The organism is Simplicispira sp. 125 (genome assembly GCF_003096555.1).
GTDB lineage: Bacteria > Pseudomonadota > Gammaproteobacteria > Burkholderiales > Burkholderiaceae_C > Simplicispira.
Window position 1 is genome coordinate 3127836 of record NZ_QEKM01000001.1, and the last position, 23045, is coordinate 3150880.

Below are 23045 nucleotides of genomic sequence, written 5' to 3' on the forward strand. Positions count from 1 at the left end.
TGAGGCAGAGACCCCCCATGCAACGACGCAAAACACACCGCTCCCTGATGCCCCCACCACAGACGGTTGCCTTCTGCGAAGGCGCGCGTGCGCTGCCCGTGCGCGGCGTGCGCGGCGGCAACGACTACAGCGTGGACGACTGGGTGGCCGATGAGGTGCCCGTGGCGCTGGAATACAACGGCATCTCGCACACCGTGATGCTGGCCACGCCGCTCGATCTGGCCGATTTCGCACTGGGTTTTTCGCTCAGCGAGGGCATCCTGTCGGACGCCAGCGAGCTCTATGGCGTGGAGGAAGAAGCCTCCGCGCTGGGCATCACGCTGCACCTGTCGGTCGCGGCCGGGGCGTTTGCGCGCCTCAAAGAGCGCCGCCGCTCCATGACGGGCCGCACCGGCTGCGGTCTGTGCGGCACCGAAAGCCTGGCCCATGTGGCGCGCACGCTGCCGCCCCTGCCATCGATGGCCGAAACAGGCCCACTCGACCGCGCCGCCATTGCCCGCGCCATGTCGCAGTTCTGTGAGCTGCAAACCCTGCAACAGGCCACGGGCGCCGTGCACGCGGCCGCCTGGTGCAGCGCGGGCGGCGAGGTGCGCTGGCTGCGCGAGGACGTGGGCCGCCACAACGCGCTCGACAAGCTCATCGGCGCCCTGGCGCTGAACGGGGTGAACGCGGCGCAGGGCTTCATCGCCGTCACCAGCCGCGCCAGCTTTGAAATGGTGCAAAAAACCGCCGCTGCCGGTGTGCCCCTGCTGGCCGCCGTGTCGGCCCCCACGTCGTTTGCCGTGACCACCGCCGAGCGCGCCGGTCTCACCCTGGTGGGCTTTGCACGCCAGCAAGACCTGGTGGTGTACTGCCGCCCCGAACGCCTGGGCTGGGCCCCGCTGGCCACGTCCCCTTTGAACGAAACCACACCCCATGCACACTGATCCCCTGGTCAAGATGGCCAACCAGATTGCCGATTTTTTTGGTGCCATGCCCAACCGCGCCGAAGCGCTCGAAGGCATCGCCCAGCACATCCGCAAGTTCTGGGTGCCGCGCATGCGCCAGCGCTTTCTGGCCCATGTGGACGCCGGCGGCGCGGGGCTGCACCCGCTGGTGCTGCAATCGGTGCAGGCGCACCGGGCCCTATTGGAATAAGAGCGGCCCAAAAAAATCCCAATCGTTCTGGCGCTTTCATCCGGTATATACTCCACACACCATCCATTTAGATGGTTTATGGAGTTAAATGAGCGAAATCTCTCCCACAGACGCACCCAAGCTGCGCGTACCCGATAACGAAAAAGTCACCGTCAACCTCGGCTACGTGGACCTGGGCCACATTGATTTGCTGGTGGCCGAGGGCTTTTACAGCAACCGCACGGATTTCATCCGCACCGCCATCCGTAACCAGCTCGCTGCGCAACAAGAAGCCGTGCGGCAAGTCGTCACGCGCAAAGCGCTGGTTCTGGGCTTGCAGCGCTTTGGCCGCGCCGAGCTTGAGGCGGTGCGCCGCGCCGGTGAGGCGCTGGACATTCGCGTGCTGGGCCTGGCCGTGATCGAGGCCGATGTGAGTGCGGACCTGGCCAGCGCCACCATTGCTTCGCTGACCGTGCTGGGGGCTTTTCAGGCGAGTGCCGAAGTCAAATCCGCCTTGCGCGGGAGGATGCAAACATGAACGGACTTCCCTTTGCGCAGCGCGGCGCCCCTGTATTGCCCGCGTCCATGGCCGAGGCGTTGGCGCTGGTGCGCCGTGGTGAGTTGCAACGCGCCAGTAGCCTGCTGATGAAGGGTTTGCACGGCGGTGCTGAGCGCGCCGAGCCCGCAAGCGGCCCCCACACCGCCGCGGCGCGCTTTAACCGCAGCGACATCGAGGACGTGGACGACATTCGTGCCACCTCAACGGCACAGGTGTGGCCACGTGCTCCGGCCCACACGCAAGGGCGTGCGCGCTTCTCCAGCGTCGCGTTTCGGCATGGCGGCGCCGATCACCCGTTTCATTTGTACGTGCCAGCGAGCGCCGCGCCGCCCGCCGGTCGCGCTGTCATTCTGATGCTGCACGGCTGCACACAGGACGCTCAAGATTTCGCCCAAGGCACGCGCATGAATGCCCAAGCGGAGCGGACGGGCGCACTGGTGCTCTACCCCACGCAGCAGCGCGCAGCAAACCACAACGGCTGTTGGAACTGGTTTCGCCCCGAAGATCAACGCGCCGGGGCAGGAGAGCCTGCCTTGCTGCTGGCCATGCTTGGGCATGTGATGGCGACCGAGGCGGTGGACCCGCGGCGCGCTTATGTGGCCGGGCTTTCCGCAGGCGGTGCCATGGCGGCAGTGCTGGCGCGCGAGTACCCAGAGGTGTTTGCTGCGGTCGGCGTGCATTCAGGGCTGGCGGCCGGGGCGGCACACAACATGATGGGCGCACTCTCGGCAATGAGAAGTGGAGCCAAGGGGGATGCGCCCGGCACGCAGGGTGGTGGCGACCCTGCCGTGCCACTCATCGTCTTCCATGGCGACCGCGACACCACCGTGCACCCACGCAACGGCGAGCAGCTGCTCGGCGCTGCGGTGCTCCGTGGAATGACAGAAACCCAATCCGGCCACAGCGGAGATGGGCAGCGCTACACACGAACCCTTGTTCGTTCTTCGGACACAAAGACCGTACAGGCCGAACACTGGCTGCTGCACGGCGCAGGCCACGCCTGGTCCGGCGGTGATGCACGCGGCAGCCACGCCAGCGCCACGGGGGTGAATGCCTCACAGGAGATGCTGCGCTTCTTCATGGAGCGCCCACGGGTGGACAAAAGCAGTCTTTGACCGATGAGCGCTGGTTTTGCTCTATATTCAATAGCTACCAGCGCTTGATAGATAAGCGTTAGCAACCATTTTTATCAATCTTTCCACACGCTCGTGCCAGATCGCATCGCCGTTATCGATTTTGAAACCACGGGCAGTTCGCCCGGCCAGGGTGCGCGCGCGACCGAGGTGGCCATCGTGATCGTCGAGCACGGCGTGGTGGTGGACAGTTACCAGAGCCTGATGAACGGTGGGGTGTGGGTGCCGCCCTTCATCACCCAGCTCACCGGCATCACCAACGCCATGGTTTCGCAAGCGCCCCCCGCCGAAGAGGTCATGGCGCAGGCCAGCCGCTTTGTGGGCGACACGCCGCTGGTGGCCCACAACGCCCCGTTTGACCGGGGCTTCTGGCAAGCCGAACTGGCACGTGCCGGGTGTGCAGCGGAGCAGCCTTTTGCCTGCACGGTGCGGCTCTCGCGCCGCCTCTACCCGGATGCGCCCAACCACCAGTTGGGCACGCTGGCGCGCTTTCACCGCCTGCCCAGCGCGGGCCGCGCGCACCGGGCGCTGGCCGATGCGCAGGTGACGGCCGCGCTGCTGCTGCGCATCCAGCAAGACCTGGGTGAGCGCTGGGGCGTGGCCGCGCCGGGGCATGATTTTCTGATGGCGCTGCAGGCCTGCGCCAAGGCACGGCTGCCGGGCTTTATGGCCCAGCACGGCGCCGCTCAAGCCGTGCGGCGATAGACCAGCAGGCGGCCTTTGTACAGGGGGCGGTACGCGGTGGCAGCGGTATCGAGCCGCCGCTCCGTCAGGGCAAAACCCATGGCCAGCATCTGCCGTGAAAAGGCTGGCCGGTTCCCGCGGTCGGGGTCCACGATCCACACCTCGGCGTCGGCCTGTGCATGGCGGCCAATGAAGCCCGCCAGCGCCATGCTGGCGTCACGGTCGTACAGCAGGTCGCTGCCAACGAGCAGGTCGTAACGCCCACGCAAGGTGGTGGAGTGGGCGCCAAACCCGGCGCTGGATTCGGCAGCGCCCCACGCGCCATGCCGGTATTTCATGGGCGCCAGACCATTGAGGCGCAGGTTGTTGCGCAAAAAACGCGCGGTCAGCGGGTGGCTGTCGCTGGCGGTGATGTCCATGCCCAGGCGGTGCGCCACCAGGCTGGGCAGGGCCAGGCCGCAGCCCATCTCCAGCACCCGTTCGCCCAACCGCACGGTGCGCTGCGCCAGGCGCGTGGCCAGCTGCCCGCCCGAAGGCCAGAGCAAGCCAAACAAAGGCCAGGTGGCCGACGAGATGCCCAGGCGCTCGGCCAGGCCCAGCGGGTCGGCGAACTGCTGGCGGTCGAGCAGGGAGCGAATATGCAGGTTGTCCACGCCCGCCACGGCAATGCTCTCTTGCTTGGTTTCATAGCCGGGCATGGTGGGGGGTGCGAAGCCTGCTTGAGTGGCTTCGGAGGGGTGCGGGGTGGGCGGCCATTATGCGCGTGCACTGCGCAGCAAGGCTGCACGCCTTGCGCCATCTGCCGATAATGGGCCGCCTCTACCCACTGCAAAGGTTTCCCCCATGTCGTTGCTGATCCTTGGACTGGTTCTTTTTCTCGGCGTGCATTCCGTGCGCATCGTGGCCGACGGCTGGCGCACGCGCATGCGGGAGCGTCTGGGCGAAGGCCGCTGGAAAGGACTGTATTCGCTGCTCTCGTTTGCTGGCCTGATCTTTATCGTGTGGGGCTACGGCCTGGCACGCCAGGACCCCGTGCTGCTGTGGTCGCCGCCCGTGGCCATGCGCCATGCGGCCTCGCTGCTGACACTGGCGGCCTTCATCCTGCTGGTCGCCGCTTATGTTCCACGCAATGCCTTCAAGGCCCGTCTGCACCACCCCATGGTGCTCTCGGTGAAGGTATGGGCACTGGCGCACCTGCTGTCCAACGGCAACCTGGCCGATGTGCTGTTGTTTGGCGGCTTTTTGCTGTGGGCCGTGCTGGACTTTCGCGCCGCCCGCCTGCGCGACCGCGCCCAGGGCACCGCCTACCCCAGTGGCACGCTGGCCGGTACGGCCATGACGGTGGTGCTGGGCCTGGTGGCCTGGGCGGCGTTTGCCTTCTGGGGCCATGCGCTGCTGATCGGTGTCTCGCCCATGGGCCGGTAAGCTATCAACACTCAACCTTGAGGAGTTTCTCCATGCGCGGCAATATTGCAGCCATTGTGCTGATCCTGGCGGGCGGCTTCATGCTGCTGACCAACCTGGGCGTGATCGACATCAGCCTGCGCGAACTGCTGCGCACCTGGTGGCCGCTCATTCTGATTGCGGTGGGCGTGGGCCTGTTTTTCACGCCCGATCGGCTGAAGAAATAGCTTACTCCTGATTTGATAGCTTTTAACGCCGATCAATAAAGCGCTGAAGGCCGTTTTGATGCATATTTTTCCTCCACAGACCCTGAACCGGCGACAGGCCTTGCAGGGCCTGGCACTGGCCTCTGCCCTGGTGCTGGGCGGCTGCAGCACCACGCCGCCGTACCGCCCCGCACCCACCCGGGCCGCGCAGCTGTCGGACGAGCAGGCGCACGACATTGCCATCCACGCACTGGGCCTGGTGGGCACGCCCTACCGCTATGGCGGCAACACCCCCGACACCGGTTTTGACTGCAGCGGCCTGATTGGCTATGTGTACCGCCACCGCGTGGGCACGGCACCCCCGCGCACCGTCGCACAACTGAACGACTGGGGCCAGCCTGTGGATGCAGGCGAGTTGCGCACCGGAGACCTGGTGGTGTTTGGCAAGGGCCGCAGGCCCACGCATGCCGGTATCTATGTGGGCGAAGGGCGTTTTGTGCATGCGCCTTCGAGCGGCGGCGACGTGCGGCTGGACCAGCTGCAGTCGCGCCACTGGTCACGCCAGAATCCGTCGTTCCGGCGGCCTTGAAGTGAAACACCCCTTGCGTCGCTGGGCTGGGCCGCGCCAATCGCATGCGCTGTGGGTGTTTTGCAGCGCAATAGATCACTGAAATTCGAGGCAGGCCGACGCGCGCCGCGGCCGCGCGACAATCGGGGGCATGACCACCCATGCCCATCGCCCCGACACCCCTCTGTCCACCCTGGACACTACCCGCATTGACGACACCCGCATCAAAGCCGTGCGACCCCTGATCACCCCCGCGCTTCTGCAGGAATGGCTGCCCGCCCCCGACGCTGCCCAGGCGCTGGTGGAGGGCAGCCGCGTCGCCCTCTCGCGCGTGCTGCAGGGCCTAGACGACCGGCTCATCGTGGTGGTGGGGCCCTGCTCCATCCACGACCATGGCCAGGCCATGGAATATGCACGCGCGCTCAAAGCCCTGGCCGATACCCATGCAAACGACCTGCTGGTGGTGATGCGCGTTTATTTCGAGAAGCCCCGCACCACCGTGGGCTGGAAGGGCTACATCAACGACCCGCACCTGGACGGCAGTTTTGCCATCAACGAAGGGCTGGAGATGGCGCGCCAGCTGCTGCTGGATGTGCTGGCGCTGGGCCTGCCGGTGGGCACCGAGTTTCTCGACCTGCTCTCGCCGCAGTTCATCAGCGACCTGGTGAGCTGGGGCGCCATTGGTGCGCGCACCACCGAAAGCCAGAGCCACCGCCAGCTGGCCAGCGGTCTGTCGTGCCCTGTGGGCTTCAAGAACGGCACCGACGGCGGTGTGAAGGTGGCGGCCGATGCCATCCAGGCGGCCCAGGCCTCGCACGCTTTCATGGGCATGACGAAGATGGGCCAGGCCGCGATTTTCGAGACGCGCGGCAACCAGGATTGCCATGTCATCCTGCGCGGCGGCAAGCACCCCAACTACAGCGCTGCCGATGTGGAGGCCGCGTGTGCACTGCTGCGCGCATCGGGCCTGCGCGAGCAGGTGATGATCGACGTGTCGCACGCCAACAGCAGCAAACAGCACCAGCGCCAGATCACGGTGGCTGCCGAGGTGGCACAGCAAATCGCCACAGGCGATGCACGCATCACCGGGCTGATGATCGAGAGCCACCTGCAGGAGGGCCGCCAGGACATCGTGCCTGGCCAGCCTTTGCAGCATGGCGTGTCCGTGACCGACGCCTGCATCAGCCTGGCGCAGACGGTGCCAGTGCTGCAAAACCTGGCCTGCGCCGTGCGGACGCGGCGCGCTGGCGGCTAAAGCGTGTTGCGGTGGGTGGCGCTGGAAACACCCTGACACATTGCGTGACAACGGTGTAGCATGGCGCAATAGTCTCTGTTTCGCACGCGCTGCGCTACCTTCTCGCCTTTTGCTGATGCGCTTTCACGGGTCGCCCTTCCTGCCAAGAGTCGCTGCGCCAACTGTCATGGAGCGGAACCAGCCATGACCGGTTCCGCAGCGCCCCTGGACTGTGCCCGGCTGGAAACGCTGGAACAGATCGCGCTGCTGGCGACCCATGTTTTTGACGCACCCATGGCCGTGTTGCGCTGCAGGGACGGTGTGCACCCGCCCTTCAAAGCCTCGGTCGGTCTGTCAGCCCCGCATGCCGACCTGCTGGAGACGTTCTGCACCCACCGCGCAGAGAACGAAAGCGCTGCAATCGTGGTGCAAAACGCCGCAGAGCATCCAGTGCTCGGCCAGCACCCTCTGGTTCAAGGGGCGCCCCGTATCCGTTTTTATGCCTGCACTCCACTGGTGGACCGCAAAGGGCAGACCCTGGGCACACTGGCAGTGATGGACACCCGTGAGCGCAGCGCCACGACCGATCCACTGCAAGCGCTGCAGGCACTGGCCCGTCTGGCGCTGGCACACATCGAACTGCACCAGCAACAGCAACAACTCACGTCGATGGCGAACGAGCGCAAGAACACCCGCGTGCGTTTGCTGGAACAGGCCAAAACCCTGCGCGTGGCCGGGCACATGGCCAAAGTAGGGGGCTGGTCCATCGAACTGCCCGACCAGCAGCTGTCGTGGTCGCAGGACATCGCGGCGCCCTACGGCCTGGCGCACAAGGTCCGGACGACACAACAAGCGCTGGACCTGGTGAAGGAGCCCTACCGCAGCGCTCTGCAGCAGGCCTTCCATGCCTGCGTGCGGGACGGCCAGCCCATTGACGCCGAAGTGCTGGTACAGCTGTCTCCGGAATCGATGCTGTGGTTGCGCATCGTTGGACAAGCCGTGCGCAACCGGCACAACCGGGCCCTGCGCGTGCAAGGTGCTTTCCAGGACATTACGGAGCAGCACCAGGCTGAAACCGCCCTGCGCCTGAGTGAAGAGCGCTTCCAACTGATCGCCCAAGCAACGTCCGACACGCTGTGGGACTGGGATTTCCGAACCAACCGCATATGGTGGGGCGGGAGCCTGCAGACCATGCTGGGCATTCCACTGGAACAGGACTTTTCCACTCCCGAAGATTTTGTCCGCCTGCTGCACCCTGAAGACCGCGAACGTATCGCCCAATCACTGCGTGCGGCAGTCACCGGAACGGCAACCCATTGGCGCGGCGAATACCGCATTCAGCACAGCGGCGGGCACTACCTGTGGATTCTGGACAGGGGTTTCATCACCCGCGATGCACAAGGCAGATCCCTGCGCATGGTGGGTGGCATGGCCAACATCAGTACGCGCAAGGAAGGTGAACTGGAGGTGCAGCGCGAAGCCCACACGCACGCCGAACTGGTGCATGTGCAGCAACGCATTTCATCCCTGGACATGGCCCTGCCCGAAGTGCTGATGCTGGTGGCGCAGGCCGCGCAGAAAGCCAGTGGCGCCAGTGGCGCTCTGGTGGAAATGCTAGAAGGCGATGCCCTGGTGTCGCGGGCTTCTGCGGGCCAGATGGTGCGCCCCGTTGGAACGGCACTGCCGCTGCAAGACAGCCTGTTGTGGTCCGACCTGCAATCGGGCCAGCCGGTGCTGTGCAACGACCTCGCAGCCGAGGGCTGGGAAATGGGCAGCGCCTACCAGCGCACGGGGGTGCGTGCAGCATTGGCTGTGCCGCTGCGTGTGAATGGCGAGGTGGTGGGCGCACTCAAGGCCACATCAGAGCACACCGGCGTTTTCAACCAGCGCGACCTGGCACATTTACAGATTCTTTCGGAATCGCTGGGTGCCATGGTGCAGTTGCGCCAGGTGGCCGCGCAACTTCGGGCGTCGGAGCAGCAATACAGACACCTGTTTGATGCACATCCCCAACCCATCTGGGTGTATGTGAAGGACGAAAGCCTGCGCATTCTGGCCGTCAACCAGGCCATGCAAGAACTCTACGGCTACACCGAAGAACAGTTTTTGCGCATGGGTATGCACGACCTGTGGTTACCACAGGACCGTCAGCGTCTGTACGGCGAAATGCAGGCCATGCCGCACGATGCCCCGCGCAACAATGTGCTCTACCGCCATCGCAAGAAGAATGGTGAGGTGATGGACATCGAGGTTTCCTCGCGCGGCATTATTTTCAATGGCATTGCGGCGCGCCAGGTGATGGCAACCAACGTGACCGAGCGCTTGCGCGCACAGCGCGAACTCGCCCGCATGGCACGCGCCCGCCACATGCTCAGCAGTTGCAACGAAACCCTGGTGCGCGCAACCTCCGAAATGGCGTTACTGCAGTCCGTCTGCCGCATCGTGGTGGAGATTGGCGGCTACGAGCTCGGCTGGGTGGGTTTTGCGCACGACGATGCGCGAAAAACCATCGAAATCGTGGCCCATGCCGGCGACCATACGGACTACCTGCAAACGCTGAATCTCTCCTGGTCAGAAGACACTCCGCAAGGCCTGGGTCCGGCTGGCACCACCGTGCGCACCGGGCTGCCCGTCATCGTGCGCGATGTGCACACAGATCCTTCATTTTCCGGCCTGGCCGAGCGCATGCACGACCTGGGCTTTCATGGCGTGATTGCATTGCCGCTGCACGCAGCACAACACACCTTTGGTCTGCTCTACCTGTACGCCCCTGAAGTGCTGCACATCGGGCCAGAGGAAAGCATCCTGCTGCAAGAGCTGGCCAATGACCTGGCTTTTGGCATCATGAGCCTGCGCGCCCGCAAGGAGCAGCAGCAGTTACAGGCTTCCGTCCTGAAAATGGCGGCGGCGGTGTCTGCCTCGACCGGCACCGAATTTTTTGTGCAGCTGGCGCGCAACATGGCGGAGGCCCTGGGAGCCCAAGTGGGCTGCGTGGGTCGGTTGCTGCCCTGCCATGAAGGGGAAAAACAACGCCTGATGACCCTCGCACTGGTCGTCAACGACACCCTGGTGCCCAACGTCGACTACGAAATGGAGCACACGCCCAGCATGGCTTTGCTCTCTCAACGCCAGCATGTGGTGACCCATGACCTCGCCGCGCAATACCCCCTGTCGCCCATCGTGGGAAAACTGCAGGCCGAGGGCTATGCCGGACAACAGCTGTATGACAGTGCAGGCAACCCCACGGGGGTGATTTTTGTACTGTTCCGCCAGCGGCTGACGCAGGCCGATTTTGTCGCCAGCACGCTGCAAATTTTTGCCACGCGCGCCTCGGCAGAAATTGAACGCCAGAGCGCCGATGCCCATATCCGCCACCAGGCCTCGCTCCTGGACAAGGCGCAAGACGCCATCGTGGTGCGTGACCTGAAGAACCGCATCACTTTCTGGAACAAAAGTGCCGAACGCCTGTACGGCTGGCCCCGGCTGGAAGCCCTGGGCCAACCCATCGAAACGCTGCTGTACCGCGACCCGGGTGAATTCAAAAATGCGACCCGTGCCGTGCTGGACAAGGGCGAATGGGCCGGTGAAATCGTGCAGTACGACCATAGCGGCCAGGCGATTGATATGGAAGGGCGCTGGACACTGGTGCCCGGCCAGGACCGCGAACCGGGCTCCATCCTGGAGATCAACACCGACATCCGCCAGCGCAAGGCCACTGACCGCGAAATCCAGCGCCTGGCGTTCTACGACACCCTGACCGGCCTGCCCAACCGCATGCTGCTGCTCGATCGCATGCAACAGGCCCTGGGCAACGCACAGCGCCACCATTTGGGGGGCGCCCTGCTGTTCATTGACCTGGACAACTTCAAAACCCTCAACGACACCCTGGGCCATGACAAGGGCGATTTGCTGCTGCAGCAGGTGGCCCAGCGCCTCAACGCCAGCGTGCGCAGTGTCGACACCGTGGCGCGGCTCGGTGGCGACGAATTCGTGGTGATGCTCGAAGGCCTGGGCACCGACCCCGAAGGCCTGGCCCTGGAGGCGCGCCGCGTGGGCGAAAAAGTGCTCGCTGCGCTCTCGGTGCCCTATGCGCTGGCCGGTTACCAGTACCGCAGCACGCCCAGCATTGGCGTGGCCCCTTTCCTGGGCACGCAAACCAGCGTGCTCGACCTGCTCAAGCAGGCCGACCTGGCCATGTACCAGGCCAAGACGGCAGGCCGAAGTACCTTGCGTTTCTACAACCCGCAAATGCAGGCCGTGGTCACCGCCCGCGCTGCGCTGGAGGCCGACCTGCGCACAGCGCTATCGCACAACCAGTTCATCCTGTACTTCCAGCCCCAGGTCAACAACGCCAACCGCTACGTGGGCGTGGAAGCCTTGGTGCGCTGGCAGCACCCTGAGCGCGGTCTGGTCTCGCCGGCAGAGTTCATTCCGTTGGCGGAAGAAACCGGTCTTATCCTGACACTGGGGCGCTGGGTGCTGCATTCGGCCTGCAAACTGCTGGCACAGTGGAAAAGCGACGCACAGCTGTGCCACTTGACCATGGCCGTCAACGTCAGTTCACGCCAGTTTCGCAACAACAGTTTTGTGGACGATGTGGCCCGTGCCCTGGCATTCAACGAAGCACCGGCCCACCTGCTCAAGCTGGAACTGACCGAAAGCCTGCTGGTGGAAGACATGGACGATGCCATTTCGACCATGACGGCGCTGCGCCAGCTGGGGGTGCTTTTTGCCCTGGACGATTTTGGCACCGGCTATTCCAGCCTGAGCTACCTCAAGCGCATGCCCCTGCAGCAGCTCAAAATTGATCAGAGCTTTGTGCGTGACCTGTTGACCGACCCGAACGATGCCGCCATCGTCGAAACCATCATCGCGCTCAGCCGCAGCCTGGGGCTGGAAGTGATCGCCGAAGGGGTGGAGACCGCAGAACAGCACGAACTGCTGCTCAAGGCAGGTTGTATGGCCTTCCAGGGCTATTTGTTCGGCAAGCCCATGGCATCGAGCACGCTGGAGCGGCTGCTGCGCCTGCCCAGGAACTGATCCCGCGCAGACCGAACCCGGGACAGGCAAGGGGCGCGGCCTGTTTTCTCTCTTTCTTCTATAAATACATAGTAGTAGTAGTAAGCCCGGCGCTGGTCTGTGGACAAGCCGGTTTTCTTGTGCTGCGGCAAGCACTTGCACCATTGCGATGACTGTGCGCAAGCCCTGCCGTTTGGTGCTTCTGAAATGGGGATAAAAAACGGGCGGGCCTGCAGACTGTGGACAAGAGGAAGGTTATGCCTTTTTTATCCACCGGTTTGTCCCGGACGGCTGCACGGCGGGAAAAAGGGTTCGGGTCATCGGCTGCAACCGTTGATCAAGCCAGCGAAGCTAGAAGCCCTGCCGAACGGTTTTGTACCCTGACCCCTGTGTTTTGCTTTTCAAGGCCTTCCAGCGGCAGGCAAAGGTGTTTGCGCCGTCAAAAAACAGGGAATACAGCTTTCAATCAGCGACCACCACCCAAGATCAGCGGATTGATCCCGGCGCAAGAAAAGGGGCTGGACTCGTGTTGTTCTCTTAGGTATCTTTAATTCAATAGCAGTAGTAGTAGAGCCTGCCTTTTTTTGTGAACAAGTTGCTTTTTTCCTTGAGGGACAAGCATTTACACGGCCTCAAAGTATGTGGGCGGCGGGGTCTTTGGGGCGTGGTCGGAGATGAACAACTTACCCGATGGGTCTGCGGCTGTGGATAACTGACCACTTGTGCCAGCAATTTGCACAGACTTGTCCACAAGGCGCTTGAACGACCGCGGCGCATGGCCTATCCCACGGGTATGGAGTCGTTCGTAAAAGAGGGTTCGGCCTTCTGCAATGGAGGCCGTGGCACTACCGCCCGTGTCAGAAATGCAGGGCGTAGCGCAGCTGCAGGTAGTTCTGCCCGGGGTTGGGTTTTTTGATACCGCCGTTGGAGCTGTGCTGCAGGCGCAGCTGCCATTCGTGCTGGTGCTCCTCTCCGTGGTTAAAACCGACGGCCAGGTGCGACACAAAGTTCAAGCGGGTACTCATTTCCTTGTAGCGCGTGACAAAGCGCGGGCTGGCGTAACTGGCGCCCATGCCCCCTTCGACAAACCAGGGGCCATGGCCGCCATCAGGCCGCAGGCGCAGCGCGGGGCCGATGCCGAGCACGGTGCTGTGCACCCGGCCTGTGTAGCCGTCCGATGTCCACTGGCTGGCATACAGATCCCAGTGGCCTTGCCACACCCCACCCCACCACGAGCGCTGCCAGCCGACCCAGGGCAGGGTCAGGCCCAGGGTCCAGGCGCGGGTGCTTTGCTGGTCAGTGCCCGCTTGCAGGTACAGGCTGCGCGTTTCCAGTGGCAATACGGTTTGGGCGTGCAGGGCCAAACCGGCTGAGCCCAGGGCCAGGGCGGTGAAAGTGCGTTGCAGAACAAGGGCGAAAGACATGGGCGGTCCTTCCACGGGCAAGAGGTTGGGTGTGTACCAGTGTAACTTTGCCCATGTTTTTGCGCCCGGTTTTTGGAGGTCAGCGCATGCCGTGGTGGCCGCCGCGGTGGCCGTCTTTGCGGTGCTGGCGGTGGGTGTGTGCGTCAAAGGTCTTCTGCTGCTCGGGGGTGAGCGTGGCGTAGAAGGTTTTGGTGGCTTCGCCACGGCGGTCTGCTTCCGCCATGCGCTCGGTGCGCAGGGCGCGCATGCGGTCGATGCGCTCAGGGGTGGTCAGCGCGGCCATTTCCTGGCGCTGGTTGCCGTTGGGCTGCATACGGGTTTGCATGGCTTTGGTGAAATCGGTCCAGGCACCTTCCTGGGCCGGGGCCAGTTTCAGCTGGGCTTTGAGTTGGTCCATGCGTTTTTGCATGCGTTGCTGCATGCGTGCCGGGTCGCGTGCCTGGCGCTGTTGGGTGGCGCTGGGTGTGCTGGTGGCTGTGGCACTGTTTTCGCCAGCAGCCACGGGGGCTGCGGTTTGGGCCAGGACCGGCAAGGCCAGGGCGGCAATGAAGGTGGCGGCGGCCAGACGGCGGGAGAAGTGAGCCATGGTGGATTCCTTTCAGGGTGTTGCGCCCGTACGGTTGTGCAGGCTTGGAATCAACTATGTTCTGTCTGTGTAACGCCGCCATGCAGGTCGGGTGATGCTATGTAAAGTTGTGTCTGTGCCTGTGGATCACAAGCTTGTATATTTTGGATAAAAATGGCCTCTATCGCTTTGCTGTATTGCGCAAGCAGCTATTAAATATGTAGTTTTATGTGGATGGCACCAAGCCAACTGTCAATGGTCAGGGCCGACAATGGCAGTCTGTGGGTGTTTCACTGTTGAAGTAAAGGGTTTCCGTTGTTTAAGAACATGATCGTGTACCGCATCGCGCCGCAGTGGCAGGTGGGGCTGGAGCAGGTGGAAGAAGCCTTGGGCAAGGCTGTTTTCATGGAGTGTGGTGCCACGCAGGAGCGTTCGGCGGGGTTTGTGCCGCCGTGTGGTGAGCTGCATGGGCCATTGGTCGAATCGGTGGGCGGGCAATGGGTGCTGCGCTTCATGGTCGAAGCCAAGGTGCTGCCGGGCTCTGTCTTGGCGCGCCGTGTGCAGGAAAAAGCCGAGCGCATCGAGCAGGAAACAGGCCGCAAGCCCGGCAAGAAGGAGAGCAAGGAGCTCAAGGAAGAAGCCAAGCTCGATTTGCTGCCCATGGCCTTCACCAAGCAGGGTTCGATGTGGGTGTGGATTGATTGCACGGCGCGCACCCTGGTGCTCGATACTTCCAGCCAGGCGCGTGCCGACGAGGTGGTCAGCAGCCTGGTCGAGTTGCTGCCGCCTGGTTTTGCCGTGACACTGCTGAACACGCAGACCTCGCCCCAGGCTGCCATGTCGCATTGGCTCAAGGAGCAGGAACCGCCGGTGGGATTTACGGTAGACCGCGAGTGCGAACTGAAAAGCGCCGACGAGGAAAAAGCCGTGGTGCGCTATGCGCGCCACCCGCTCGACATCGAGGAAGTGCAGGCGCACATTGCCGCAGGCAAGCTGCCGACCAAGCTGGCGCTGACCTGGGACGACCGCGTGTCGTTCATGCTCACCGAGGGGCTGCAGCTCAAGAAGGTGTCCTTTCTGGACACCGTGTTCGAGGACAAGGCGGCGGACGACGGCGGTTTTGACACCGACGTGGCCATTGCCACCGGGGAACTGAGCAAGCTCATCCCCGACCTCATCGAGGCGCTGGGCGGCGAGGCCGAGAGCGGTATTGCCAGCGCCGCCATGGCTGTGGTGGCATCCGACCCCAACCACACCGTGACCGGACCGGCCACGGCGCCGGTGGATACCGACCCCGATTCAGCGCCGTTCTGACCCCCTTGACCGACAGGAAAATTTCCGTGACCGAAGCCACAACAGCCGCCACCGACAGCCCCGCACTGCCCGACCGCCTCTCGGTGGACCCGCGCAGCCCCCACCATGTCCGCGCCGTGTTCGACCACGACATCGGCATCCGCATCAACGGCAAGGAACGCTTCGACGTGGAGGAATACTGCGTCAGCGAAGGCTGGGTGAAGGTGCCCTCGCCCAAGACAGTGGACCGCAAGGGCAAGCCGCTGATGATCACGCTCAAGGGCGTGGTGGAAGTCTTCTACCGCTAGTCAGCGTCCCAGCAGGGAACGGGCGACCAGTTCCTTCATGATCTCCGATGTGCCTCCGTAAATGCGCAGCACGCGCGCGTCGGTCCAGAAGCGCGAGATCGGGTATTCGGCCATGTAGCCGTAGCCGCCGAACAGCTGCAGGCAGGCGTCGGCCACGCGGCTGAACAGCTCGGTGGTGTGCAGCTTGAGCGCGCTCACCGCCTCGGGCGTGAGCTGGCCTTGCTGGTAGGCGGCCACGCTGGCGTTGAGGAAGGCCTCGGCGGCGGCGATGTCGCTGGCGCATTGGGCCAGCGTGAAGCGTGTATTCTGGAACTGGCCGATCGCCTGACCAAACGCCTGGCGCTCCTGCACGTATTTCAGCGTGGCATCGAGCGCGCCCTTGGCGCCGTGCACCGCCTGCACGCCGATGATGAGGCGCTCGCGCGGCAGCTCGCGCATCATCTGCACGAAGCCCTGGCCTTCCACGCCGCCGAGCAGCGCATCCGCTGGCACGCGCATGTCGTTGAAGAAAAGCTCGGAGGTGTCGCCCGCGTGCTGGCCGATTTTTTCCAGGTTCTGGCCGCGCGTGAAGCCGGGCGTGGCCGCATCGACCAGGAACAGGCTCACGCCCTTGGCGCCCAGGGCCGGGTCGGTCTTGGCGGCGAGCACCAGCAGGTCGCAATTCTGGCCGTTGCTGATGAAGATCTTGCTGCCGTTGATGACGTAGTGGTCGCCGTCGCGTTTGGCGGTGGTGCGGATCGCCTTGAGGTCGCTGCCCGTGCCGGGTTCGGTCATGCCGATGGCGGCAATCGCTTCGCCGCTGGCCATGCGCGGCAGCCAATACTGGCGCTGCGCCTCGGTGCCGCAGTGCAGCAGGTAGGGCGGAATGATGTCGTTGTGCACCTGCAGCCCGCCGACAAAGCCGCCGTAGCCCCGGCGCGAGAGCACCTCGACCACGGCGAACGAGAAGGGCACGCTGGCACCCGGGCCGCCGTAGGCATCGGGCACGTCGGCGCAGAGGTAGCCGTTCTCGCCCATCTTGCGCAGCAGTTCGCGCGGCACGCGGCCTGCCTTTTCCCAGGCGCGGTAGTGGGGTTCGATCTCGGCGTCGCAGAAGCGCTCCAGCGACTCGGTGAAGAGCTGCAGTTCGGCCTGCTCGTCGGCGCTGAGGAAAGGGTTGGGCAGCATGGCGGTGAATTGTTTGCTATTGAAAATAGAGCTGCCAGCGCTTTCTAGATAAGCGCTGGAGGCCAAAAAGACTCAAACCCTTTCAAAGATGGCGGCGATGCCCTGGCCGCCGCCGATGCACATGGTGACCAGCGCGTAGCGCCCGCCCGTGCGGTGCAGTTCGGCAATCGCCTTGGTGGTGATGATGGCGCCGGTGGCGCCCACCGGGTGGCCGAGCGAGATGCCCGAACCGTTGGGGTTGACCTTGGCAGGGTCCAGGCCCAGCTCCTGCACCACGGCGCAGGCCTGGGCGGCGAAGGCTTCGTTGGCCTCGATCACGTCCATGTCCTGCACCTTCAGGCCCGTGCGCGCCAGCACCTTCTGCGTGGCCGGCACGGGGCCGATGCCCATGTAGGCCGGGTCCACGCCGGCGTGCGCGTAGCCCACCAGGCGGGCCAGGGGTTTCACGCCCAGTGCGCTGATGCGGTCGCCCGCCACCAGCACCACGGCGCTGGCGCCGTCGTTGATGCCCGAGGCGTTGCCGGCCGTGACCGTGCCGCCGTCTTTGCGGAAAGCGGGCTTCATGCCAGCGAGCACTTCCAGCGTGGTGCTGGCGCGCACATGCTCGTCGGTGTCGAACAGCACGGTGCCTTTGCGTGTGGCAATTTCGACCGGGACGATCTGTTCCTTGAAGTACCCGGCGGCGATGGCGGCGGCGGCGCGGCGCTGGCTTTCCAGCGCGAGCTGGTCCTGCATCTCGCGGCTGATTTTGTAACGCTCGGCCACGTTCTCGGCGGTGATGCCCATGTGCATCTTCTGCCAGGGGTCGTGCAGGATGCCGAGCATGTAGTCGATGCTCTTGGCGTCGCCCATGCGCGCGCCGTAGCGTGCGGCGGTATCGAAGTAGGGGCCCCGGCTCATGCTCTCGGAGCCGCCGCCCACGGCCACGTCGCAGTCGCCATAGCCGATGGCCTGCGCGGCCGAAATGATGGCCTGCAGGCCCGAGCCGCACAGGCGGTTGACGTTGAAGGCGGGCGTCTCGATGGGGCAACCAGCATCGATAGCGGCCACGCGGGAGAGGTAGGCGTCCTTGGTGTCGGTGGGGATCACGTTGCCCATGACGACATGGCCCACGGCGTCGGGCGCCAGGCCCGAGCGGGCGATGGCCGCCTTGACGGCGGTGGTGGCGAGCTGGGTGTTGGGCACGTCCTTGAGTGCGCCGCCGAAGGTGCCGATGGCGGTGCGGGCGGTGCTGACGACGAAGACGTCACGGTGGGTCATGGAAATTCTCCGGAGATGAAAGACGGGGATCAGCGGCCCTGGAAGGCAGGGGCGCGTTTGGCGAAAAAGGCTTCGATGCCCTCGGGCAGGTCGGCTGTGTGGCCACATTGTGCAAAAGCGGCGGCTTCGGCCTGCAGTTGTGTGGGCAGGTCGTGGTCGAAGCTGGCGCGCATCAGGCGGCGCATGTGGCCATAGGCCACGGTGGGCCCGGCGGCCAGGCGCTGGGCCAGTTGCTGTACGGCGGCGTCCAGCTCGGCGGCGGGCAGTACCCGGTTGATGAGGCCCAGGCGCTCGGCCTCGCTGGCGCTGAGGGCCTCGCCCAGCAGGGCGATTTCCAGCGCACGGCGCAGGCCCACCAGGCGCGGCAGCGCCCAGGAGGCGCCCACGTCGCAACTGGTGCCCAGGTTGATGTAGGCCAGGTTCAGGCGTGCGCCCTCGGCGGCGAGCACAAAGTCGGCCTGTAGCATGAGCGACAGGCCCGCGCCCGCAGCCACCCCGTGCACCTGGGCGATGACGGGGGCGTTGATCTGGCCTAGCAAGGCCACGGCGGCGTTCAGCGGCGCCAGCAGGTCGGCGGCGCCTTGCACCGGGTTGGCGCGCAGGGTGGCCAGGTCGCCCCCGGCCATGAAGCCCTTGCCGTTGCCGCGCAGCACCACGGCGCGCACGCCGGGGTCGGCGGCGATGGCTTGCACGGCGGCCAGAAAGGCCTCGGCCATGGACACGTCAATGGCGTTGAGGGCCTCGGGGCGGTTGAAGCGCAGCGTGGCGATGGCGCCCTGGCGCTCGAGCAGCACGGGGGGCGGGGGGGTGGTGGCGTGCATGGGGATGCTCCTGAATTCAGAGCTGGTAGCGCTTTACAGTATTGGTTTTTAGATATTTTTATATGCAAAAACCAATACCATCAATCGCTAGTAGCTCTCGTTTTGATAGTGCACTGCGCTAGCGGTACAAGGCCTCGATCTCTTCGGCATAGGTCTTGTAGATGCTCGAGCGCCGCACCTTCATGGTGGCGGTGACTTCGCCGTCGTCGTGGTCCAGCTCTTTGGTAAGCAGGTGGAATTTGCGGATCTGCGAGACCTGGGCCAGGCGCTCGTTGCCGGTGCGGATGGCGTCGTCGATGAGGGCGCGCACCTGGGGCATTTCCACCAGCGAGCGGAAATGCGTGAACGGCAGGCGCTGCGCCTCGGCCCATTTGCCCACGGTTTCATAGTCGATCATGACCAGCGCGCCGACGAACTTGCGGCCCTCGGCGACGATGACGCATTCCTTGATGTAGGGGCTGCCCTTCATCGTGTTCTCGATCTCCGACGGCGTGAGGTTCTTGCCACCGGCCGTGATCATGATGTCCTTGAGGCGGTCCACAATTTTGAGCTGGCCGCGCTCTTCGCGCACTACGTCGCCCGTGTGCAGCCAGCCGTTCTGGATGCTTTGCGCCGTGGCCTCGGGGTTCTTGTAGTAGCCCGCGAACACCATGTCGCCCTTGATCTGGAACTCGCCCGCCTCGCCAATGCGCCACTCCACGCCCTGCGTGGGTACGCCGACGGTGCCCACGGCCACGTCGCTCAGCCGATGGCCGGTGACCATGCCGCTCGACTCGGTCAGGCCATACACCTCGACCAGCGGCACGCCCAGTACGCGAAAGAACCGCACCACATCGGGTGGAATGGGCGCGGCGCCAGTCAGCGCCACGTGCACATCGCGCAGGCCCAGAAAGTTCTGCAACGCACGGAACATCAACCAGTAGCTGGCAGCAAAGCGCAGCCGCTCGCCCAGGCTCCACGCGGCGCGCGGTTTTTCGGCCAGGGGTTCGCAGGCGGCGTAGGCTTTGTCAAACAGCGCGCGGCGCAGGCCGCCGGTTTCCTGCAGCTTGATGCTGATGGAGGCGTGCATCTTCTCCCAGATGCGCGGCACGCCCAGGAACATGGTGGGTGCCACTTCGCGCAGGTCTTCCTGCACGGTGCGGATGGATTCGCCAAAGTTGACCTGCGAGCCGATGTACACCGGGCAAAAGGTGGTGAGCATCTGCTCGGCCACGTGGCACAGCGGCAGGTACGACAGGTGGGTGGTGCTGCGCGAGAGCTCCAGGCGATCGACGATGCCGGGCACCACGCCGCGAATGTTGCGCCATGACACCATCGCGCCCTTGGGCTTGCCGGTCGAGCCCGAGGTGTAGATCATGAGGCCGATGTCGTCGAGCGTCTGCTGCGCCAGCGCCTGGTCGATCAAGGCCTGCTGGCCCGATGCGGCGCCCAGTTTTTCCAGTGCGTCGAAGGTGGTGATCAGGTCGCGCACCTCGGGCGCAAAGCTGCGCAGGCCCTTGGTTTCCATGACGACGATCTTCTTGAGGCGCGGCAACTGGTCGAGGGCCTCGATCAGCTTGTCGGTCTGCTCCTGGTCCTCGCAGACCATGATCTCGATGTCGGCATGGCCCACCACATAGGCCACCTCGGACGAGGGGCTGGTGGGGTACACCCCCACGGTGACGGCGCCCACCAGGCCCGCGCCCATTTGTGCCAGCACCCATTCGGTGCGGTTCTCGGAGATCACGCCCACATGGCCGTCCGCAGGCAGGCCCAGGGCGCGCAGGCCCAGGCCGACATGGCAGGCGCGCTGGTAGTACTGCGCCCAGGTAAAGGGCTTCCAGATGCCGAAGTCTTTTTGCCGCAGCGCAATGCGCTGCGCATCGGTGCGTGCGCGTTCGCGCAGCATTTGGGGCAGGGTGAGTTCGGGGAGATTCAACATATCAGTGATCCATTGCGCATCGTGTCCACGCGTAGCCGTAAAACCGGCGCGGCCCAGGCCAGCGGCCACCGCGCAAGGGCCCCACCCCGCCGCGCTGGTGGCGTCCCCCTTCCCGCATCGCGCAGCGAGGCGAGAGAAGGGGGAAGGCACGAAGTGCCTCAGGGGGATGGTGGCTCATGAGAGCCACCTCTTCCGGCGCTTGTAATGCTTGATGTCTTTGAAGCTTTTCGCTTCGCCGCCGCCGCCCATGCCCAGGTAGAACTCGCGCACGTCGGGGTCGCCCGCCAGGCGCTCGGCCGTGCCGTCGATGACGATCTTGCCGTTCTCCATGATGTAGCCGCTGTGTGCCACGGCCAGGGCCACGGTGGCGTTTTGTTCGACCAGCAGCATGCTGGTACCGCGCTCGGCATTGATGCGCGCAATGATGGTGAAAATGTCTTCCACCAGCTTCGGAGAGAGGCCCAGCGAGGGTTCATCAAGCAAGATCAGCTCGGGCTGCGCAATGAGCGCGCGGCCAATGGCCAGCATCTGCTGTTCGCCGCCCGAAAGGTAGCCTGCCAGGCCCTTGCGGCGCTCGTGCAGGCGGGGGAAATACTGGTAGACGAGGTCGAAGTCAGGCTTGGCGCCCGCGCGCCCGGTGAGCGCATAGGTGGCGGCGACCAGGTTTTCCTCGACCGTGAGGTCTTCAAACACGCGGCGCCCCTCCATTACATGCGAGAGGCCGCGCCGCACGAGCTGCTGCGGCGCGTACTGTGCGGTGCTTTGGCCGTTGAAGAGGATGCTGCCGCTTTCCAGTGCACCGTCTTCCAGTGCCAGCAACCCCGACACCGCTTTGAGCGTGGTCGATTTGCCCGCCCCGTTGCTGCCCAGCAGCGCCACGATGTGGCCGCGCGGCACGGCCAGCGACAGGCCGCGCAGGGCCTGCACGACCTTGTTGTAGATGACCTCGATGTTGTTGACTTCGAGGACGTTGTCCGCGGCGTTATCGGTCATGTGTGTCACTGTTCAAAAATGCTCGCGGCGCTGGAACCGCCACAGTCCAGGCCAGCGACCGCCGCGCAAGGGCCGCCCCGCCGCGCTGGCGGTGTCCCCCTTCCCCGCATCGCTGCGCGATGCGGGGAAGGGGGAAGCGGCGCAGCCGCTCAGGGGGTTGTTCACAGCTTGATCCAGTCGGACGCTGCGACCATCTTCTGGGCCTTCATGTCGGCCCGGTACACGCGGCCCACGGGAATGGAGTTGCCGCTGATGGTGATCGGAACACCAATCAGGCCACCGGTGTCGAAGTCCTTGATGGTGTTGAGCGCGGCCTTGAGGTTCTTGCCGTTGAGCTCCTTGCCCGCATCGAGGCAGCGCTTGGCCGACTCGGTGAACAGCATCGCCGCCAGAAAGCCCTGGATGTAGGCCGTGCTCTGGTACTCGGGGCGCATCTGGCGGATTTTCTCCAGCATGGGTGCTTTTTCGGTGTCGTAGTAGTAGCGGTAGGGCATCACGCCCATGAATCCGTCGCCGACTTCGCCCATCTTCATGACGGTGGAGCTGTCCATGGTCCAGAACGTCCCCATCCACTTGCTCTTCATGCCTTGCTGCTTGCCCTGGGTGATGAACTCAGGAATGGGCGCGAGGATGTAGCCGTGGAAGATGGTGTAGTCGGGCGCGGCGCGGCGCAGCTTGATGACTTCGGTGGACACGTCCACGCTGCCCGCGGGCGTCATGATCTTGACGGCCACCGACAGGCCCAGCTTCTTGGCCAGGGCTTCGCTGGAGTCGATGGGGTCGCGGCCAAACTCGGAGTCGGAGTAGACGAAGGCCACCTTGGCGCCCGGTTTTTCCTTGGCGATGTGGTTCAGCAAAATGCCGAACATCTCGGTGTAATCGGGGCCGACCAGGAACTGGTGGGGGTATTTCTTGGGGTCGTTGAGCTCGGTGGCAAACGAGGCTCCGGCCATCATGATCTCGCCCGTGCGGTCCAGCTCGGGGTTGATGGTTTTGGCGAAACCGGTGGAGTCGCCGTAGTACAGGTGCACCTTGTTCTGGCTGGTGATCTTCTTGAAGGCCGCCACCGACGCATCGACCTTGTAGCCGGTGTCCTCGGGCACGTACTTGAGCTTGCGGCCCTTGATGCCACCGGCGTCGTTGATGATCTTGGCGTAGTCCTTCATGCCCGCGTCGATGCCGATGCCGGCAAAGGCAAACACACCCGTCATGGGGATGGAGCCACCGATGACGATGTCTTCACCGCCCGCCTGGGCGTGTGCAGCCAGCGGCGTGGCCAGTGCGGCACCCGCGGCCAGCAACAGCGAGCGGCGGCGTTGGGACGTCAGGGATTTCTGCATGTTTGTCTCCTTCTTGCGTTGTGAATGGGG

The 23045-nt window shown here is 64.4% G+C and carries 21 protein-coding genes; 12 read left to right on the forward strand and 9 right to left on the reverse strand.

The window, feature by feature from the left end:
- Positions 1–47 precede the first annotated feature (47 nt).
- From fdhD to C8D04_RS14615, 5 genes are all read left to right on the forward strand, one after another.
- Entirely contained in the window at positions 48–926 is an 879-nt protein-coding gene (gene fdhD, locus C8D04_RS14595; protein WP_116005506.1) for a formate dehydrogenase accessory sulfurtransferase FdhD, read from the forward strand.
- Positions 916–1137, forward strand: a complete 222-nt coding sequence (locus C8D04_RS14600; protein ID WP_116005507.1) for a formate dehydrogenase subunit delta — start codon at positions 916–918, stop codon at positions 1135–1137. Before fdhD ends, C8D04_RS14600 begins: the two co-directional genes overlap by 11 nt.
- Before the next feature lie 88 nt (positions 1138–1225).
- Complete coding sequence (locus C8D04_RS14605; protein ID WP_116005508.1) at positions 1226–1654, forward strand: CopG family transcriptional regulator; 429 nt, start codon at positions 1226–1228, stop codon at positions 1652–1654.
- The gene (locus C8D04_RS14610) at positions 1651–2790 is read left to right on the forward strand and encodes a PHB depolymerase family esterase (protein WP_233521186.1); all 1140 of its coding nucleotides are present in this window, start codon (positions 1651–1653) and stop codon (positions 2788–2790) included. Before C8D04_RS14605 ends, C8D04_RS14610 begins: the two co-directional genes overlap by 4 nt.
- Positions 2791–2883: 93 nt before the next feature.
- Entirely contained in the window at positions 2884–3513 is a 630-nt protein-coding gene (locus tag C8D04_RS14615; protein WP_116005509.1) for a 3'-5' exonuclease, read from the forward strand.
- Here C8D04_RS14615 and C8D04_RS14620 read toward each other — a convergent pair.
- Positions 3495–4190 carry an SAM-dependent methyltransferase gene (locus C8D04_RS14620; RefSeq protein WP_116005510.1) on the reverse strand — a complete coding sequence of 232 codons (696 nt, stop codon included), beginning with the start codon at positions 4188–4190 and terminating at the stop codon, positions 3495–3497. The two genes, C8D04_RS14615 and C8D04_RS14620, sit on opposite strands and share 19 nt — an antisense overlap.
- A 145-nt stretch (positions 4191–4335) precedes the next feature.
- Between C8D04_RS14620 and C8D04_RS14625 the strand changes: the two genes are divergently transcribed.
- The 5 genes from C8D04_RS14625 to C8D04_RS14640 all read left to right on the forward strand — a co-directional run bounded on the left by C8D04_RS14625 (position 4336) and on the right by C8D04_RS14640 (position 11944).
- On the forward strand, positions 4336–4917 hold the full coding sequence (locus C8D04_RS14625) for an NnrU family protein (protein WP_116005511.1): 582 nt from the start codon (positions 4336–4338) through the stop codon (positions 4915–4917).
- A gap of 32 nt (positions 4918–4949) precedes the next feature.
- Positions 4950–5123, forward strand: a complete 174-nt coding sequence (locus C8D04_RS18745) for a DUF5668 domain-containing protein (RefSeq protein ID WP_165829137.1) — start codon at positions 4950–4952, stop codon at positions 5121–5123.
- Positions 5124–5181: 58 nt separating this feature from the next.
- Positions 5182–5691 (forward strand): C40 family peptidase, encoded by a 510-nt coding sequence (locus C8D04_RS14630; protein WP_116005512.1) that lies wholly within the window; start codon positions 5182–5184, stop codon positions 5689–5691.
- 130 nt (positions 5692–5821) lie between these two features.
- On the forward strand, positions 5822–6925 hold the full coding sequence (locus C8D04_RS14635) for a 3-deoxy-7-phosphoheptulonate synthase (protein WP_116005513.1): 1104 nt from the start codon (positions 5822–5824) through the stop codon (positions 6923–6925).
- A gap of 183 nt (positions 6926–7108) precedes the next feature.
- Positions 7109–11944: an EAL domain-containing protein gene (locus tag C8D04_RS14640; protein ID WP_116005514.1), complete on the forward strand. Its 4836-nt coding sequence runs from the start codon at positions 7109–7111 to the stop codon at positions 11942–11944.
- An 836-nt stretch (positions 11945–12780) separates the two neighbouring features.
- Here C8D04_RS14640 and C8D04_RS14645 read toward each other — a convergent pair.
- Both C8D04_RS14645 and C8D04_RS14650 read right to left on the reverse strand, forming a co-directional pair.
- Positions 12781–13347: an acyloxyacyl hydrolase gene (locus tag C8D04_RS14645; protein WP_116005515.1), complete on the reverse strand. Its 567-nt coding sequence runs from the start codon at positions 13345–13347 to the stop codon at positions 12781–12783.
- A 79-nt stretch (positions 13348–13426) separates the two neighbouring features.
- On the reverse strand, positions 13427–13933 hold the full coding sequence (locus C8D04_RS14650; protein ID WP_116005516.1) for a Spy/CpxP family protein refolding chaperone: 507 nt from the start codon (positions 13931–13933) through the stop codon (positions 13427–13429).
- A gap of 294 nt (positions 13934–14227) precedes the next feature.
- On the opposite strand from C8D04_RS14650, the gene C8D04_RS14655 reads away from it, so the two are divergent.
- Positions 14228–15226, forward strand: coding sequence for a recombination-associated protein RdgC (locus C8D04_RS14655; RefSeq protein ID WP_116005517.1), 999 nt, complete (start codon positions 14228–14230; stop codon positions 15224–15226).
- A 26-nt stretch (positions 15227–15252) separates the two neighbouring features.
- Positions 15253–15513, forward strand: a complete 261-nt coding sequence (locus C8D04_RS14660) for a DUF3297 family protein (RefSeq protein ID WP_116005518.1) — start codon at positions 15253–15255, stop codon at positions 15511–15513.
- On the opposite strand, the gene C8D04_RS14665 is transcribed toward C8D04_RS14660, so the two are convergent.
- From C8D04_RS14665 to C8D04_RS14690, 6 genes are all read right to left on the reverse strand, one after another.
- Positions 15514–16680, reverse strand: a complete 1167-nt coding sequence (locus tag C8D04_RS14665; RefSeq protein ID WP_116005519.1) for an acyl-CoA dehydrogenase family protein — start codon at positions 16678–16680, stop codon at positions 15514–15516.
- A gap of 72 nt (positions 16681–16752) precedes the next feature.
- On the reverse strand, positions 16753–17940 hold the full coding sequence (locus C8D04_RS14670; protein WP_116005520.1) for an acetyl-CoA C-acyltransferase family protein: 1188 nt from the start codon (positions 17938–17940) through the stop codon (positions 16753–16755).
- 29 nt (positions 17941–17969) lie between these two features.
- A complete protein-coding gene (locus tag C8D04_RS14675) occupies positions 17970–18761 on the reverse strand; it encodes an enoyl-CoA hydratase-related protein (RefSeq protein ID WP_116005521.1) in 792 nt (263 codons plus the stop codon).
- A 118-nt stretch (positions 18762–18879) separates the two neighbouring features.
- The gene (locus tag C8D04_RS14680) at positions 18880–20682 is read right to left on the reverse strand and encodes an AMP-binding protein (RefSeq protein WP_116006207.1); all 1803 of its coding nucleotides are present in this window, start codon (positions 20680–20682) and stop codon (positions 18880–18882) included.
- Positions 20683–20856: 174 nt separating this feature from the next.
- A complete protein-coding gene (locus C8D04_RS14685) occupies positions 20857–21675 on the reverse strand; it encodes an ABC transporter ATP-binding protein (RefSeq protein ID WP_116005522.1) in 819 nt (272 codons plus the stop codon).
- A gap of 161 nt (positions 21676–21836) precedes the next feature.
- Positions 21837–23015 (reverse strand): ABC transporter substrate-binding protein, encoded by a 1179-nt coding sequence (locus C8D04_RS14690; protein WP_116005523.1) that lies wholly within the window; start codon positions 23013–23015, stop codon positions 21837–21839.
- Positions 23016–23045: the final 30 nt, after the last annotated feature.